The sequence below is a fragment of the Pectobacterium araliae genome, from assembly GCF_037076465.1.
Classification (GTDB): domain Bacteria; phylum Pseudomonadota; class Gammaproteobacteria; order Enterobacterales; family Enterobacteriaceae; genus Pectobacterium; species Pectobacterium araliae.
The window spans coordinates 338,818-355,964 of the sequence record NZ_AP028908.1; the positions used below are offsets into that span (position 1 = coordinate 338,818).

A 17,147-nucleotide genomic window follows, 5' to 3' on the forward strand; every position below is an offset into this window, starting at 1 on the left:
TTGCTTCTTCTGAGGTTACCTTATCGCGCTACAAAGGCCGCTTATTGATGTATATCAAGTTGTCTTTTATATACTACTTTATGAGTATCTCGATGATTTTACTCATTTTTTATTAAGCCTTGGTTTTTGCTGGAGTTTTAGTTGCGGGTAAACATGAGATCTATAGCACGCTTTTGGTCAGAAGCCGACTGATTAGCGGCCAATCCGCTATCAGGGTAATCGTCCCCCTCATCAATCAGTCACGTTCCTGAAGGCGTAAAAATAAAACTAAGGGATTATCCATCCATTTAATAAGGATATGAAATTTTCTGGTGATAGTGCTCACAGCTTTATGTGCAAACGCACAGTTATCCGCGACATAATTTCTTCATATGAAAGAAATTGCCTAATGACTAACGGCGTCACAACCTTAATAATTAAAAATAAAACGCTATTTTTTTTTAATTAATACGATATTTCTTTTTGTGACGCCGATCGCCTTATAAGGTCGAACCAGAAAGCGTTATATGCTTTTTATCGACCCATCCCAGCATAGTCAGTGAAGTGATTCTTTAATAGTTATGTGGTTCACATTCGCAATCGTATACATGAGTTGTGTTAAACATCAAAGCAGGTAACAACGTGAAAATAGAATCAATTGATGTCACCGTCTTCACTTATCCCACACGTCGGGTTTCTGACAGTGCGGGCCATTCACACCCGGGAGCCGAGAACCAGGCCAAGATGGCGCTGTTGACCATCACAGCAGATGACGGCCAAAAAGGTTACGCTTTCGCTCCGCCGGAAGTGATTCGTCCCCATATCGTTAATGCTTTCTTCCGCAAAGTGCTGATCGGGCAGAACCCGTTCGATCGTGAGCGCCTGTGGCAGGATCTGGTGCACTGGCAACGCGGTAGCGCCAACCAACTGACCGACCGCGCGCTGTCGATTGTGGAATCCGCACTGTGGGATCTGCAAGGGCGTGTGTTGAACATGCCCGTGCATAAACTGCTCGGCGGCTACCGTGAAAAAGTCCCCGCTTACGGCAGCACCATGTGTGGTGATGAGCTGGAAGGCGGTTTATCTACGCCAGAGGAATACGGCCAGTTCGCAGAAAAGCTGGTGCAGCGCGGCTATAAGGCCATCAAATTACATACCTGGATGCCGCCAGTGTCATTCGCGCCTAGCCCGAAAATTGACGTACAAGCTTGTGCGGCAGTGCGTGAAGCGGTCGGCCCGGACATCTGCCTAATGCTGGATGGCTATCACTGGTACAGCCGCAGCGAGGCACTGTACATCGGCCGTGAACTGCAAAAGCTCGATTTCACCTGGTTTGAAGAGCCAATGGAAGAACAGAGCATGGCATCCTACAGCTGGCTGACCAAGAGTCTGGATATCGATGTTATCGGGCCGGAAAGCCTGTCAGGTAAATATTTCAGCCGTGCTGACTGGGTTAAGGAAGGCGCATGCGACATTTTACGCGCGGGCGTGCAAGGCGTCGGCGGTCTCTGGCCGTGTATGAAGGTCGCGAGTCTGGCTGAATCTTTCGGTATGGACTGCGAAGTTCATGGTAACGGTGCGCCAAACCTCAACGTTGTGGGAGCGATCAAAAACTGCCGCTGGTATGAGCGTGGGCTGCTGCATCCTTTCCTCGATTACGATGAACCTGCTGCGTATCTGAATTCGATTGTCGATCCGATGGATGACGAGGGCTTTGTGCATCTGCCGCAACGTTCGGGACTGGGCGAAGATATTAATTTTGACTGGATTGAGGAGCATACCCTAAGTAAAGAATAGCTTTGTGTTCTATATGGATAGTTTTGTTCGACCTGAAAGATAGCCTTACCTAAAAAATAAAAAGTTGTCGTCTTCCATGCTCCCACACCTGGAGAATAATGATGAAAGCACGCGCAATACTCCGTACCCTGCTGTTAGGTTCACTCTGTATGGCCGCAACGCCGGCCATTTTATCGGCAAAAACCCCTGACGATCAGCTGATCGTGGGGATGAACATGAACAACATGCTCTCACTCGACCCGGCCGCCATGACCGGTAACGAAGTGGTGGGCATCATAGTTAACCTCTATGACTCTCTGGTGGTGCTCGATCCTGCCAACCTGAGTAACATCCTGCCTTCTCTGGCGAAAACCTGGAGCGTCAATGATGCGGGCAACGTCATTACTTTCAATCTGGTCGATAACGCCAAATTCCATTCCGGTAACCCTGTAACGGCACAAGATTTCGCCTGGTCGATGAAACGTCTGCTTAGCCTCAACATGGCTCAGGCGACGACGTGGAAATCCTACGGCTTCACGGCGGAAAACGTGGAGAAAATGATCCGTGCCAAAGATGATCACACCGTTGAAATTGAGCTGCCGAAGCCAAACGACCCCAAGCTGGTGATCTATTCGCTGGCGACGTTAGGTAGCGGCTCGGTGCTGGACAGTAAAACAGTCATGAAGCATGAGAAAAACGGTGACTGGGGCAATGGCTGGCTAACTACGAACGAAGCGGGTTCTGGCCCATTCAAGCTGGACGTGTGGCAGGCGAAAGATGTGCTGCGCATCAGTAAGGTTGAGAACAGCTGGCAGGGCGACGCGAAAATGCGCCGCGTGATTTTCCGCCACATGACGGAATCACAGGCGCTGCGTCTGATGATTGAAAAAGGCGACATTGACGTGGCCTCTGGCATGTCGGTGCCAGATATTAATGCGTTGAAACAAGACAAAGACGTCGTGGTTGATGAGGTGAAAAAAGGCACGCTGTACTACGTTGCCATGAGCCTGAAAAACGAATACTTCGCTAAGTCAAAAGTGCGCGAAGCGGTTCGCTACTTGATTGACTACGATGGCGTTAATAAGACGGTGATGCCTGGCTATGGCTTCTATCATCAGCGCCCTATCCAGAAAGGGATGGATGCGACGTTGCCGGATCCTGGCTATAAGCTGGACGTGCCACGCGCTAAGGCGCTGCTGGCCGAAGCAGGTTACCCGAATGGATTTGAAATCACGCTACGTGTTCTTTCCGATCAGCCGTTCCTTAATCTGGCGACGTCGGTGCAGTCCACGCTGGCGCAGGCGGGCATCAAAGCCAAAATCATCTCCGGCACCGGTAATCAGGTTTACGGCGCGATGCGCGATCGTAACTTCGATATGCTGGTTGGCCGCGGCGGTGGCGGCGTCGATCCGCATCCTCACTCCAGCCTGCGTTCCGTTGTCTATAACCCCGATAACAGCGACGAAGCCAAACTGACCAACTTCCAGGGCTGGCGCACCTCTTTCTACGACAAACCCTTGAACGACATGATCGATCAGGCACTGTTGGAGAAAGATCCTCAGAAACAGAAGCAGATGTATATCAACGTGCAGAATCGTTATGAAGAACTGTTCCCGGCCATTATCCCGGTGTCGCAGATGATCGATTCTGTGGTGTTGCGTAAGGACGTAAAAGGCTATGTGCCGCATCCGTCCTCCACGACGCATCTGCGCGAGGTCTATAAGCAGCGCTAGTGTCCACACGTTAAACCGGATGATTAGCCGATACGTCCCCGGTTAATCATCCCGCTCAGATACGTTAAAAAGAGATGACCGCGTGAGTGGGGATTTGCTGTCGCCGCTCACCGGGATATCAGGAGAAAGAACATGGTTTTCTCTGATTGGATCAAGCCGGGTGGAGTACTGCGTCGTTTGGCAAAGCGTCTGTTTCAGGTGATCGTCACGCTGTTCGGGTTATTAATCCTGACCTTCGTGATCGGCCGAGTGATGCCAATCGATCCAGTCCTGGCTATTGTCGGGCAGGATGCTGACCAAAGTACCTATCAACAGGTTTACCAACAGCTGGGGTTGGATAAGCCACTGTATGTCCAGTTTTTTATTTACTTCAATTCACTGATGCATGGGGATTTGGGCAATGCTCTCCTGACTGGGCGACCGGTTATGGATGACATTATCCGTGTGTTCCCTGCCACCATCGAACTTGCCACCATGGCGATTATCGTGGGAGCAGGTCTGGGTGTACCGCTAGGCGTGCTGGCTGCGGCGCGACGTGGTAAGTGGGCGGATTATGTGGTGCGTTTTATCAGTCTGGCCGGTTATTCCACGCCGATATTCTGGGTCGGGATGATGGGGCTGCTGGTGTTCTATGCCTGGCTGAACTGGGTTGGCGGTGCCGGACGGGTTGATATGGCCTACGACGGTTTGGTGGAGAACCGTACCGGCCTGCTACTGGTGGATTCGCTGTTGGCAGGCGAATGGGATGTGTTCCGCAGCGCGCTAAACCATCTGGTGCTGCCAGCCACGATCCTCGGTTTCCACTCGCTGGCCTATATCAGCCGTATGACGCGCAGTTTCATGCTGGCGCAGCTTTCGCAGGAATACATCATTACTGCGCGAGTGAAGGGGCTGTCTGAGTTTCGTGTTGTCTGGGCACATGCGTTTCGCAATATTCTGGTTCAGCTTCTGACGGTGGTAGCGCTAGCCTATGGCTCGCTGCTGGAAGGGGCGGTATTGATCGAAACGGTCTTCTCATGGCCGGGATTTGGTTCTTATCTGACCGGTAGTCTGCTGCTAGGGGATATGAACGCGGTGATGGGATGTGTGTTGCTGGTGGGGTTGATCTTCGTGACGCTTAACCTGCTGTCGGACATGTTGTATCAAATCTTTGATCCGAGGACGAACGCATGAATATTTCCTCTGAGCCGTCTGTCAGCCGTGGGTCGGTAATGCGGACACCAACGGAAAAACGCGCGAGCCGCCTGCGGTTACGTGGCGCGCGAATCGGCGGGTTTCTCTTGACGATGCTGCGCAATCCGCTCACCGCAATTGGTTCTGCGATTGTGTTGATGTTGATGCTGGTTGCTATCTTCGCGTCGTGGATCGCCACGCACGACCCGTTGGTACAGGATTTGGCCAACGCGCTACAGGCACCGAGTGCGGCACATTACTTTGGTACTGATGAGTTTGGGCGCGATGTATTTAGTCGTCTGGTTTATGGTTCACGTATCACCCTGTATATCGTGGCGCTGGTGTCGGTCACCGTTGGGCCAATCGGGCTGGCGCTGGGCGTGGTGGCGGGGTATTACGGTGGCATTGTTGACACCATCTTGATGCGCATCACCGATATCTTTATTTCGTTCCCCAGTCTGGTATTGGCGCTGGCGTTCGTGGCGGCACTCGGCCCTGGTCTGGAGCATGTGGTGATCGCGATCACGCTGACGGCCTGGCCGCCGATTGCTCGTCTGGCAAGGGCGGAGACGCTGTCGCTGCGTCACGCGGACTTTGTTTCTGCCGTGAAGCTGCAAGGGGCTTCTTCTATCCGCATCTTGCTGTACCACATTGTACCGCTGTGCCTGCCATCGGTGATTATTCGTATCACCATGAATATGGCGGGCATCATTCTGACAGCGGCGGGTCTGGGCTTTCTGGGGTTGGGAGCACAGCCGCCCGATCCTGAATGGGGTGCGATGATCTCTGCGGGTCGTCGTTACATGATGGAGTGCTGGTGGTTAGTAACTATTCCGGGGCTGGCAATTTTGATTAACAGCCTGGCGTTCAATTTCCTTGGAGACGGCCTACGTGACATCCTCGATCCCAGAACTGAATAAGTCTTCTCAACGTGTGCCGGGAAGCTCACCCCTGATGGAAGTGGAAAATCTGCGGGTAGGCTTCGTGAACCGTGGCGTTGTGACGGATGCCGTGCGCGGCGTCTCCTTTACGCTGGGCTGCGAAAAGCTGGCGATTGTCGGCGAATCTGGCTCCGGCAAATCGACGGTTGGGCGCGCGCTGTTGCAACTGCACCCGCATAGCGCGCGGATTACGGCAGATAAACTGCGCTTCGGTGATACCGATTTGCTAAAAGCGGATGAGGCGCGGATGCGTCAGATTCGCGGCAAACGCATATCTATGATTATGCAGGACCCCAAATACTCGCTGAACCCCGTGGTGTGCGTCGGCGATCAGATTGCCGAAGCCTATCTGGCACACCATAAGGTGTCGCACCGCGAGGCGAAGGAAAAGGTCATGGCGATGCTGGACGTGGTGCGCATTCGTCAGCCGGAACGTGTCTACAATCTGTATCCCCACGAAATCTCGGGCGGGCAGGGGCAGCGCATCATGATTGCGATGATGCTAATTACCGAACCCGAAATCGTGATCGCCGATGAACCCACTTCGGCGCTGGATGTGTCCGTGCGCTTGCAGGTGTTGGCGATGTTGGATGATCTGGTGAGTGAGCGTGGTCTGGGGCTGATTTTCATCAGCCACGACATCAATCTGGTGCGCAGTTTCTGCGATCGGGTACTGGTGATGTATGCCGGGCGCGTCGTGGAATCCATCGCCGCCGCCGATCTGGATAACGCACAGCACCCGTATACGCGCGGGCTGCTGAATTCGCTGCCAGATATCGACCACCGACGCCCGCGTTTGCCGGTGATGAATCGCGATCCTGCCTGGATCAACGGATAAAGGGGATAATCATGGTAACTGAAGCAATGAGTCAGCGTCAGCCGATGATCGAAGTGAATAACCTGAATCTCTCTTTCGGTCAGGGTAGTACACAGAATCAGGTGCTGTACGACGTGAACCTCACGGTCAACGATGGCGATATCTTTGGTCTGGTGGGGGAATCAGGTTCAGGAAAAACGACGGTGCTGAAGTGTCTGGCCGGATTGTTTAACCATTGGGAAGGCACGTTGCACATTGACGGGAAGAAGCTGGCGCATCGGATCGATCGGGCGCGCTGTCGCCGGGTGCAGATGGTGTTTCAGGATCCGTATGGGTCGCTGCATCCCCGTCATACGGTGGAAGCGATTCTGGAGGAGCCGCTATCGATCCACCGTTTTGACGATCGTGACGATCGCATCGATACGCTGTTGGAGAAGGTCGGTCTGGGAACAAATTTCCGTCGCCGCTATCCGCATCAGCTGTCGGGTGGGCAACGCCAACGCGTGGCGATTGCTCGGGCGCTGATTCTGGAACCGAGAGTTCTGCTGCTGGATGAACCCACCTCGGCGCTGGACGTGTCGGTGCAGGCGGAGATACTCAATCTGCTTACGGAGTTGCACCAGCAGGAAAAGCTGACTTACCTGATGGTGACGCACGATTTGGGCGTGATTTCCCACTTGTGCCATAAAGTGGCGGTGATGCAATACGGCAAGATACTGGAAACGCTGGAAACCGACGATCTGACCAATAATGTGCCGAAGGATGCCTATACCTCGATGCTGGTGGACGCCAGCCGTCAGTACAGCCGCGATCTGGCCGTGCGTTCGGAGCGAATGGGCTAGGTGTGCAGTGCGACGATAATCGTCATGAGGGCCGGGCAATAGGCCTCCCACCGTTGACAAACCTATTTGTCGAGTGAAAACGGGAGTAACGGAATAGAAGAGTAAAGCGTTTGCGCCATGGATGGCGCAAGCCGAGCGCACAGGGACGTGTTTACCGCGTTTTTACGATCTATCCGTTGCTCCGCTCTACGGACGCTGTCAGCAACCTCAGGGCCGAGCAATCAGCTCTTTTTTTATTTATGCACAGGTTTTCGCTCACAGTTAGTTACGAACAGACTTTTATACGTAAAAAAAGGTAAATGGGTAGCGTTGAAGAGTGCGGATACTTACAATCGTTACGCTTTCTGTAGTCGGCCTCTTCAAAAAGGAATTCTCATGTTCAAACGTACTCTGGTTGCTGCGGCGGCCCTTATTTCACTGACGGCATTTTCCTCAGCCTTTGCGGCCTCTGGCACCACTCATGTGCTGTTGGCGACGTCCGCAGGCAATATCGAACTGTCTTTAGATAATCAAAAAGCACCGGTTTCGGTAAAAAATTTCGTCGAGTACGTTAACAACGGTTTCTATAACGGGACGACATTTCATCGTGTGATACCTGGTTTCATGGTGCAAGGCGGTGGTTTCTCTGGCGAAATGAGCCAAAAAGCGACCAATGCACCGATCAAAAACGAAGCTGACAACGGCTTGCGTAACCAGCGTGGCACCATCGCGATGGCGCGAACGGCTGACAAAGATAGCGCGACGAGCCAATTTTTTATCAACATCGCGGACAACGCCTTCCTCGATCACGGCCAGCGTGATTTCGGCTATGCCGTGTTTGGTAAAGTAGTGAAGGGTATGGACGTCGTGGATAAGATTTCTCAGGTGCCAACGAAAAACGTGGGACCTTACCAGAATGTGCCGACGACGCCGATCGTCATTCAGTCGGCAAAAGTACTGCCCTGATTGGTGAGATAGATAAGTAAAGAACCGAGAATATAAAAGGCCACGAAAGTGGCCTTTTACGATCTTAACGTCTCAGCGAGTGCGTTACTCCAGCGCTTTAGCCATCTGCTGTAGCCAGGCATCCACGCCCGTGCTTGGCACGTTAAGTTGACGATAAGTAGCCGTTGCCACGGGGTAGCCGCCAACCTCTTCCTGGCTGTTCACGAAGCGACCTTTCCGCTGTTTGACATTGTCCACGATACGCTTATCGACGGCGTCACGATCTTTGGGGCGCGCGCCTGCGCTTTGTAGTACCTGATTGGTGACCGTGCTGGCCGCTGACGCTGTTAAGCCCGCAGGCCAAATAGGGGACACCTTGAGTAAAGTTATCCCACTGCCTGATGTTTGCGGAGCGGCTTTGCCGTTTGCATCGTAAGCAAGGTTATCTGACATCCAGACATCGCCGGAACTGTTGCTTCCTACCAGCCCTAAACCTGCTTTGGTATTCGCGCCGTAGTGCATCACGTTACCTGCAACGGAGACGCGTGGGCTGGCGGGCATGGTTTTCCCTTCCCACTCTCCTTTGACTCCACCAACGCGAATACCCCAAATACCGGGATTGTAGATCAGATTATTGACCATGACGCCTGTTGAGCCTGCCTTGAACCAGGCATTGCGCTCGTTATTGTGGGCGTACAGGCTGCCGACGATCGCCACGTCAGTCACGTTATCGTGAACCAGCGTACCCATCGAGTGAATACCTTTGGTGTGGGCAGAATCGTATAAGCCCTCTGCAACGATATTATTCGAGAGCGTGATACGGTGTGCGGTGCTCTGTGGGCCGTCATCGCGTGGGCCAGAAATAGACAGATTTTCGTCTGTCCCCCAGGCGAAACTTGAGTGATCGATGACAACGTTGTGAGCATTTGCGCCGTTGATGGAAACATCGCGTTCAAAGCCGCTTTTCTTACCCGTACCGGCATCACCGATGCGAAAACGAAGATGTTGCATGAGCACATCATGGGTGCTAATTCCCATCCCGCCGCGAATAATCGTGATACCGGGAGAAGGGGCGGTCTGGCCTGCGATGGTGACAAACGGTTCGGTTAGTCGAAGGTCACTTTTGTTCAGGTCGATAATACCGCCAACCTCGAAAACGATAATGCGTGGCCCTTTGGCGGCGAGCGCTTCCCTGAGTGAACCGGCTCCAGAAGAAGCCAGCGTGGTGACGCGAATGACGCGCCCACCACTGCCTGCCACGGTATCCGTTCCGAATCCTTTCAACTCTGGTGCTGCTGGTGTGGCGGCGCTAGCTGTCGGTATACCAACACTAAATACGGTGCCAGCGCTGAACAGTGCGGCGAACAGAAGAGAACCTTTCATTTCATTTCCTTGAATATTAACGATAAAAATGAGCGAGCCTTTAGGACTCGCTCAAGTGCGACCCGAACGATAGACCGACGGGTGTTAAGCGTGCTTGTCGGTTCCTGTTAGTACAGGACAATGAGGGTAGGAGCCTGAAGTCCGCTTATTGACTCTTTTCGGCTAGTTGCAATTTGCTGCCGTCAGCACCGCAAGGTTTTTGTTCACGCCAGCATAGTTTGCCAGCTTGTCCTTCACGCACTGTGGCGACACGGTAGAGTAACTGTAAGGAACAGCAGCGAACGTGCCAGTGTTTTTCCAGTCTTCAGCATTCACGTAGGGTTTGGAATCTTTATCCCAGGTGATGTTGTATTTCGCGAAGTCGGCCGGGCTCATGACGTTGTTATTACGCAGCTCCCAGGTTCCGAAGTTGGAACCGTCATAGCGTGAGGTCACCGGGTTTTTCGCATTTTCGAACCAGTTACGTTCTATCAGCGCAATCCCTTTCTGGCGCACGTTCAGGCCAGAGCTGGTGATACCGGTATACAGGTTATTGTAAGCGTGAACCTGGCCACCACGTTGCAGCGGAAGACGAGCGTTAACATCGCTGTAAATATTGTGATGGTAAGTCAGATCACGACCCGTATCGCTGCTGCTGAAGCCGCTCAGCCCCACTTTTTTGATACCGTGAATGTAGTTGTACGAAATTGTCACGTTGGTAGACGCTTTCTTGATATCAATCGCCGATTCAAATGTGGTGTCACCGTCTTTTGTGCCTGCGCATTCAAAGTTTTTGGCGAAGATTTCGTTGTGGTCAATCCAGACGTTTGGCGTGTTATCGATACGAATCGCATCACCGTCCTGCGCGCCGCCCGGCATGTAACCAAAACGCATATTACGGATGACAACATCGGATGATTTCGTCAGCCAAATCCCAAAGTTGGCGGAAGAACCATTGGTGCCGATGATGGTAATTCCTTTGGTAAATTCTTTGATTTCCACACCGCGTGCGTCTTTCTTCCACTGAGCGCAAATGTCGTTCTCAGCAGCGTTGATCAGCGCATCTTCATTACCGTTATAGGTGATAACGAGCGGGTAAGCTCCACCTTTGACTTTCTTGCCTTTGGAGTCCAGCTTCGCCGCTTCGATAATATCAATGATATCCTGCATGGAACGTGCAGTTTTGTTCACGGCACCGGCCACGTTACCACCGTCAGTGGTCGCATAGCCCCCCGTATTTGCCGCCATTGTCGGTTGGGCCGCAAGTAATAACAGCCCAGCGGCTGTAGAAGGCAGTAGGTATTTCATTCAGGTACTCTCCTTGGAATTGAATTTTTTTGGTATTTATGATCCACATAACCCAGATTATATTATTGGGTTGTTTCAATAAAAATGAAAGCCAGGTTTATTGAAAACCCAGTTAAGTGTTATCATAAAAACTGAATAATTCAATATTTAGATATTAAATCTATCGGTTAAATAACACAGATAGATTTTGATGATTAATAAGCCTCTATTTTAAATGGTAATATTTTCATTTTTTCTGAAATAAATACATCTGAAGTTTTTATTAAAAATGAAATTATATTTTGTTTTATTCCCCTGTTATTGGCGCGATTTGATAAAAGTGACAAATGTGAGCGACATCAATAAATAAGTAAAATCTCCATCACTGAGATGATGTCGTCATCAATATTTGATGCCGATCAAATTATAAATTAATCACGCGCTGATTAATGATTGTTATTTTTATCGTTTAATCCTTAATTAAAGTAGGGCTTTCTTAATCAATAAGTAAAGCTATTTATTTTTTATTGAATAATTAGTATGTTATTTAATTGATGCTTATTTTAGAATACATATCCATGTTCGCGCCTGAGTTTCCATAAAAAATAAGCGAGCTCTAAGAGCCCGCTCGGGTATAACCCTGTCTCAGCGTGAAGAGTCACGGCTGTGGGATATTCAGGCTTATTGTTTCCTGTCTTGATATGACGGAAAAAGCCTGACCATGTTTACTTGCAGTTAGCGGCTGTCAGTACTGCCAGGTTTTTACCTGCGCCAGAATAGTTTGCCAGTTTATCCTTCACACACTGCGCCGAAACTGGAGTGTACTTATAGGAGACGGTAGGGAATTTTCCTGTAGTCTTCCAGTCATCCGCATTGACGTGAGGGGAGGACGGTTTGCCCCAGGTGATTTTGTATTTAGCGAAGTCGGCTGGGCTCATGACATTGTTATTACGCAGATCCCAGGTACCAAAGTTGGAACTGTCGTTACGTGCTGTCACTGGGTTCAGCGCATTTTCGAACCAGTTGCTTTCGATGAGGGCTTTCCCTTTCTGACGAACGTTAAAGCCAGAGCCAGTGATGCCGTCATACAGGTTGTTGTAGGCGTGAACCAGGCCACCACGCTGTAGCGGCAGACGTGAATTAACATCGCGATAGATATTATGATGGTAAGTCAGGTTACGAGCCGTCGTATCCGAACTACTTGAACCGCTCAGACCGACTTTTTTGATGCCGTGGATGTAGTTGTAGGACACCGTGACGTTGGTTGACCCTTTCTTGATATCAACCGCTGATTCAAAGGTGGTGTCATTGTCTGGCGTACCGGCGCATTCAAAGTTCTTGGCAAAGATCTCGTTGTGGTCGATCCAGACGTTCGGGGAGTTATCGATACGAATAGCATCGCCGTCTTGCGCGCCGCCCGGCATATAGCCAAAGCGCATGTTACGTACCACGACATTCGAAGAGTTCACAATCCAGACACCGAAGTTGGCGGATGAGCCATTAGTGCCCTGAATAGTAATGCCTTTGGTGAATTCTTTGATTTGTACGCCGCGAGCGTCCTTACTCCACTGGCCGCAGATATTCTTTTCGGCCGCTTTGATTAATGAATCTTCATTACCGTTATAGGTGATGATGAGCGGGTAAGCACCGCCTTTGACTTTCTTGCCTTTTGAGTCCACTTGCGCGGCTTCAATAATATCTACAATCTCTTGCAGAGAACGTGCCGTTTTTTTCACGGCGCCAGAAACATCGCCACCATCGGTGGTGGCATAGCCGCCCGTATTGGCGGCCATCGCTGGCTGAGCAGCGAGTAATAACAATCCAGTGGCTGCCGTAGGCAATAGGTATTTCATTATGACTGTCTCCTTGGAATAGAATTTTCATGGGCATTTATTGCTCCATATGCCCGATGTAGCAGGTACATATTTTTCAACAAAAAGGAATATCAATGTTGATGAAAAACCAAGGGAAGTGTGGTCAAAAAATAAGGTCAATTCAAGGGTGAAATGTTAAATGTATTACAGTGGAAACATTTTGTAATGACGATGATTGAATGATTTGTATTTTATGGGAAATAATATTCCTTTAAAAGAATTGAAAATCAGTAGGTTATTATTTACATGAATGCTTAATGTTCTTTGGTTTCTAAATATATATGCTTTTAAATTGCTACTTTTCTTGTGGCGATCGCGGTGGCTAACGTAATAATTTATCTTAAGTCAGAATATAATATCACGGCGTATTCAGTTTTGTTTTTGTCATGAATGGATTTTATATTGCATTTTAGTTTGCTAAGAAATAATTATTATTAATTGCTATGTGTTGTGAAAAATGAGCGAGCACCAAAGTGCCCGCTCAGGAAGACCCTGGCGCAGAGTGAATACGCCGGGCTTAACGTATTTATTTACAGTTGGCGGCTGTCAATACGGCCTGGTTTTTACCTACGCCAGCATAGCTCGCCAGTTTATCCTTCACGCACTGTGCGGAAACAGGGGAATAGCTATACGGGACGGCAGGGAATTTGCCTGTGCTTTTCCAGTCATCTGCATTGATGTGCGGTGTGGACGGTTTACCCCAGGTGATGTTGTATTTAGCAAAATCAGATGGGCTGGTAATGTTGTTGTTACGGAGTTCCCAAGTACCGAAGTTGGAATCGTCATTACGTGCGGTCACTGGGTTGAGCGCATTTTCGAACCAGTTGCTTTCGATCAGTGCGATCCCTTTCTGACGGACGTTAAAGCCTGAACTTTTGATGCCGTCATACAGGTTGTTATAAGCATGCACCTGGCCACCACGTTGCAGCGGCAGACGTGAGTTAACATCGCTGTAAATATTGTGATGGTAAGTCAGATTACGACCCGTATCCGTGTTGCTGGAACCACTCAAACCTACCTTTTTCACGCCATGGATATAATTGTACGACACCGTGACGTTGGTTGATGCTTTCTTGATATCGACAGCCGATTCAAACGTGGTGTCGTTATCTGGCGTACCAGCACATTCAAAGTTTTTCGCGAAAATTTCGTTGTGATCGATCCAGACGTTCGGTGAGTTATCAATACGGATAGCATCGCCATCTTTCGCGCCACCCGGCATATAGCCGAAGCGCATATTACGCACCACGACGTTAGAAGAGTTCACGATCCAGATCCCGAAATTAGCGGAAGAACCGTTGGTTCCAAGGATAGTGACCCCCTTGGTGAACTCTTTGATTTCCACACCGCGTGGATCTTTGCTCCACTGTCCGCAGATGTTAGCTTCGGCGGCTTTGATCAGCGCATCTTCATTACCGTTGTAGGTAATCACGAGCGGGTAGGCTCCACCCTTGACCGCCTTACCGCTTGAGTCTTTTTTCGCAGCTTCAATGATATCGACGATCTCTTGCAGAGAGCGTGCGGTTTTTTTCACAGCACCGGAAACGTCGCCGCCGTCAGTGGTGGCATAACCTCCCGTATTTGCCGCCATTGTTGGTTGGGCTGCAAGCAGCAATAGTCCAGCGGCTGCAGAAGGCAGTAGGTATTTCATTGTGTACTCTCCTTGACATAGAATTTTTTGGGTATTTATCACTACACACCCTGTGTAATAAAATGGTTGTTTCAACAAAAATGAAATTAAAGTTTGTCTATAAAGACGAGCTAAGTGTTAACAGAAAAAATAAACAATACAAGATGGGGTGTTAAATATATTAATTAAATAACAGAGGAAAAATGACGTGATTTGTGATTGCAACTTTCAAATAGAAACTGATTTCTATTTAAGTGTTTTAAATTCAAATGGTTGCATTTTTTAATTCTTGTTTTTTTAACTAAAAATTCTTTATTTTTCATCCGGTTGATGTGTGGGATTTATTCGCTTGCGGGGCAGTTGTGATCGCCGTCAAAAATTAAAAAAATAAATTTTAGAAGAAAGGCTGTGAACTTATTGAACAAAGTTAAAAAATCTAATTAATTCATAATGGTTTTTTTGTTTGTTATTTTTTTGTTAAAAATGATTTCAGAGTGATCGTTTTCTACAAAAGGAAAATAATAAATAAGGCCTATTAATAAAGCTGTTTATTGAGGGAATAAATCATTTGTGATCGATAAAATTATTATCATGCTACTCAAGTTGATAGGGCAGTGATCTCTTTGCTTTTGATGGTATTGCAGGAAAAGAAAACGTATTTGTTCTGGGGGAGTATCGGTAGTGACTCCAATTAGTAGAACATATATTTTTCTATGAAGGCTCCTATCACTTTTTCATGTACTTCAATTGAACACCTATTTCAACTAATTGGATACATTACCAAACTATCTTTCGATGGTGAAATTAGGCTGCATCCGACTTTTTCTCAGAAGATTATGTAATTGAGGGACACAGCCTAGTCCGAGAGACATGGAATCCACTATGAGCCAACAGCGGACGTCCCATTATCGAAAAGGACGTCCAATTCAGCTATTGCCCGTCCATTGTCAACATGAGCTTGCGTGCAGAGCAAATCCCTTACGGGCACTTAGCCATGCGAGAAAAGCCAAGCCGAGCGCGATAAACGACAGAATTGCACCCGCCCAATTTGGTGAGACCAAGCCAAATCCGGCAGCAATGGTGGCTCCGCCTGCCCATGCACCCAGTGCATTTCCGAGATTAAACATGCCAATATTAACGGAAGCTGCCATTGTAGGCGCGCCAGCATGGCTGGCACGATCCATGACCAGTTTCTGAATAGGAGAGACGGTCGCAAAACCAAACGCTGCCATAAGGAATATGGAAGCGCCGGCTACGAACTGATTTTCTATGCCTCCCCAAAAAACAAGTAGAACTATTCCCTGAGCGGCCAGTGTTACGAAAAGCGTGCCGAAAAGTGAACGGTCGGCGAAACGCCCTCCAATCCAGTTTCCTACGGCCAGTCCCAGACCGAACAGAACCATAAGCCACGCAACACCTGTGGCAGAGAAACCAGCTACCCCCGTCATCATTGGTGCGATATAGGTGATTGAGGTGAAAAATGCGGCCGGACCGAAGATCGTAATTCCCATAACCAGCAGAACCTGGGGATCAACAAAGGCACGCATTTCGGTCATTAAGGCGATGGGTTTTCCCTTTTCAATATGCGGAATGAGCGAGGCGATAGTGGCGATCGTAACCAGTCCTATGCCTGCAATAACCCAAAAGACCAAGCGCCAGTTGAAAGCCTGAGCCAGCCAGGTCCCTACGGGTACGCCAACAAGATTAGCTACGGTTAAACCCGAAAACATAAACGCTATTGCGCTTGCCTGCCGTCCAGGCGCGACCAGTGATGCTGCGATAATGGACCCGATACCGAAGAAGGCGCCATGATTGAAGGATGTAATGACGCGCCCCGCGATGGCCATTGGCAGTGTTGGTGCTAATGCGGTGATCACGTTTCCAAGGGTGAAAATAACGGCCAGCGATATCAGCATGGCTTTACGCGGTATCCTCGCACCCAGCACCGTCATAAGTGGGGCACCGATAAAAACACCCAGTGCATAGGATGTGGCCATTGTACCGGCTGACGGTATACTAACCTCGAAGTCGGCCGCTATCTGCGGAAGAATTCCCGCGATAACGAACTCTGTAAGACCGATACCGAATGCGCCGGTGGCGAGTGCTAATAGGGCAAGGGGCATTGAAACTCCAAATTATGTGTTTAACTGAATGTCATTAGGTAAAATGGATTATATTCATATTTTAATTCAGCACTGGAACCCCTATGAGCGTATATGACAGAAATAAAGATGGTATTCGGCAGACTAGGCATAAACCTGCAGATCTTGATGCTATTGACCGAAAAATATTAAGCGCACTGGCAGAGAATTCGGGGCGCAGTTACACCGAGCTGAGTGAAATTGTGAATTTATCGGCTCCTGCAGTACATGATCGGGTAAAACGATTGAAACGTGATGGGGTCATCAAGGGAACGGTAGCGGTTCTCGACGGTTGCAAGCTTGGTAGAACGTTACTTACGTTTCTTGTAGTAGATACCAGCAGCTATCAGGCGACGCGAGCGCTTCTTCAATTCACCAGTAGACGCGAAGTTGAAGAACTCCACACTGTTGCAGGTGATGGGTGCGTTCTGATAAAGGTACGGGCTGTAGATACCGAGTCGTTGGAAAATTTTTTGATGGAAATCAAGAGTGTCGATGGGGTGAGATCGGTACGTAGTTATATTGCACTCTCCACATTTCTCGAACGTGGCCCCTCACCTGATTGAACGGGAATATTTTGGGGCTAATGCCAGAACGTTGACCTGCACCCTATTGACCACAACAAATCACTCCAGCAACTTCCGCATTTGGCACATAGCAGACCGTTA

At 49.4% G+C, this 17,147-nt stretch carries 13 protein-coding genes; 8 read left to right on the forward strand and 5 right to left on the reverse strand.

The features are described 5' to 3' along the window. The first annotated feature begins 621 nt into the window (after positions 1 to 621). From AACH44_RS01495 to ppiA, 7 genes are all read left to right on the forward strand, one after another. Positions 622 to 1,776 (forward strand): mandelate racemase family protein, encoded by a 1,155-nt coding sequence (locus tag AACH44_RS01495; protein ID WP_261846721.1) that lies wholly within the window; start codon positions 622 to 624, stop codon positions 1,774 to 1,776. Between the two features lie 101 nt (positions 1,777 to 1,877). Continuing rightward, positions 1,878 to 3,488: an ABC transporter substrate-binding protein gene (locus AACH44_RS01500; protein ID WP_261846882.1), complete on the forward strand. Its 1,611-nt coding sequence runs from the start codon at positions 1,878 to 1,880 to the stop codon at positions 3,486 to 3,488. A gap of 132 nt (positions 3,489 to 3,620) precedes the next feature. Next, positions 3,621 to 4,661 (forward strand): ABC transporter permease, encoded by a 1,041-nt coding sequence (locus tag AACH44_RS01505; protein WP_261846720.1) that lies wholly within the window; start codon positions 3,621 to 3,623, stop codon positions 4,659 to 4,661. Further along, entirely contained in the window at positions 4,658 to 5,581 is a 924-nt protein-coding gene (locus AACH44_RS01510) for an ABC transporter permease (RefSeq protein WP_261846719.1), read from the forward strand. Before AACH44_RS01505 ends, AACH44_RS01510 begins: the two co-directional genes overlap by 4 nt. Beyond that, positions 5,553 to 6,440 (forward strand): ABC transporter ATP-binding protein, encoded by an 888-nt coding sequence (locus AACH44_RS01515; protein ID WP_425606621.1) that lies wholly within the window; start codon positions 5,553 to 5,555, stop codon positions 6,438 to 6,440. Before AACH44_RS01510 ends, AACH44_RS01515 begins: the two co-directional genes overlap by 29 nt. A 44-nt stretch (positions 6,441 to 6,484) precedes the next feature. After that, entirely contained in the window at positions 6,485 to 7,261 is a 777-nt protein-coding gene (locus tag AACH44_RS01520) for an ABC transporter ATP-binding protein (RefSeq protein WP_261846880.1), read from the forward strand. A gap of 375 nt (positions 7,262 to 7,636) precedes the next feature. Beyond that, on the forward strand, positions 7,637 to 8,206 hold the full coding sequence (ppiA, locus tag AACH44_RS01525) for a peptidylprolyl isomerase A (protein WP_261846718.1): 570 nt from the start codon (positions 7,637 to 7,639) through the stop codon (positions 8,204 to 8,206). Between the two features lie 84 nt (positions 8,207 to 8,290). Here the strand turns inward: ppiA and pelZ are convergent, their stop codons facing one another. The 5 genes from pelZ to AACH44_RS01550 form a co-directional block, all read right to left on the reverse strand. Next, positions 8,291 to 9,568 (reverse strand): pectate lyase PelZ, encoded by a 1,278-nt coding sequence (gene pelZ, locus AACH44_RS01530; RefSeq protein ID WP_261846717.1) that lies wholly within the window; start codon positions 9,566 to 9,568, stop codon positions 8,291 to 8,293. Positions 9,569 to 9,730: 162 nt separating this feature from the next. Further along, positions 9,731 to 10,855 (reverse strand): pectate lyase PelC, encoded by a 1,125-nt coding sequence (pelC, locus tag AACH44_RS01535; protein ID WP_261846716.1) that lies wholly within the window; start codon positions 10,853 to 10,855, stop codon positions 9,731 to 9,733. A 704-nt stretch (positions 10,856 to 11,559) separates the two neighbouring features. After that, entirely contained in the window at positions 11,560 to 12,687 is a 1,128-nt protein-coding gene (locus tag AACH44_RS01540; RefSeq protein ID WP_261846715.1) for a polysaccharide lyase, read from the reverse strand. 547 nt (positions 12,688 to 13,234) lie between these two features. Then, positions 13,235 to 14,359 (reverse strand): pectate lyase PelA, encoded by a 1,125-nt coding sequence (gene pelA / locus AACH44_RS01545; RefSeq protein WP_261846714.1) that lies wholly within the window; start codon positions 14,357 to 14,359, stop codon positions 13,235 to 13,237. A 926-nt stretch (positions 14,360 to 15,285) separates the two neighbouring features. Further along, positions 15,286 to 16,461: an MFS transporter gene (locus AACH44_RS01550; RefSeq protein ID WP_261846713.1), complete on the reverse strand. Its 1,176-nt coding sequence runs from the start codon at positions 16,459 to 16,461 to the stop codon at positions 15,286 to 15,288. Between the two features lie 83 nt (positions 16,462 to 16,544). Here AACH44_RS01550 and AACH44_RS01555 point away from each other — a divergent pair, with 83 nt between their 5' ends. After that, positions 16,545 to 17,045 carry an Lrp/AsnC family transcriptional regulator gene (locus AACH44_RS01555; RefSeq protein ID WP_261846712.1) on the forward strand — a complete coding sequence of 167 codons (501 nt, stop codon included), beginning with the start codon at positions 16,545 to 16,547 and terminating at the stop codon, positions 17,043 to 17,045. The last annotated feature ends 102 nt before the right edge of the window (positions 17,046 to 17,147 follow it).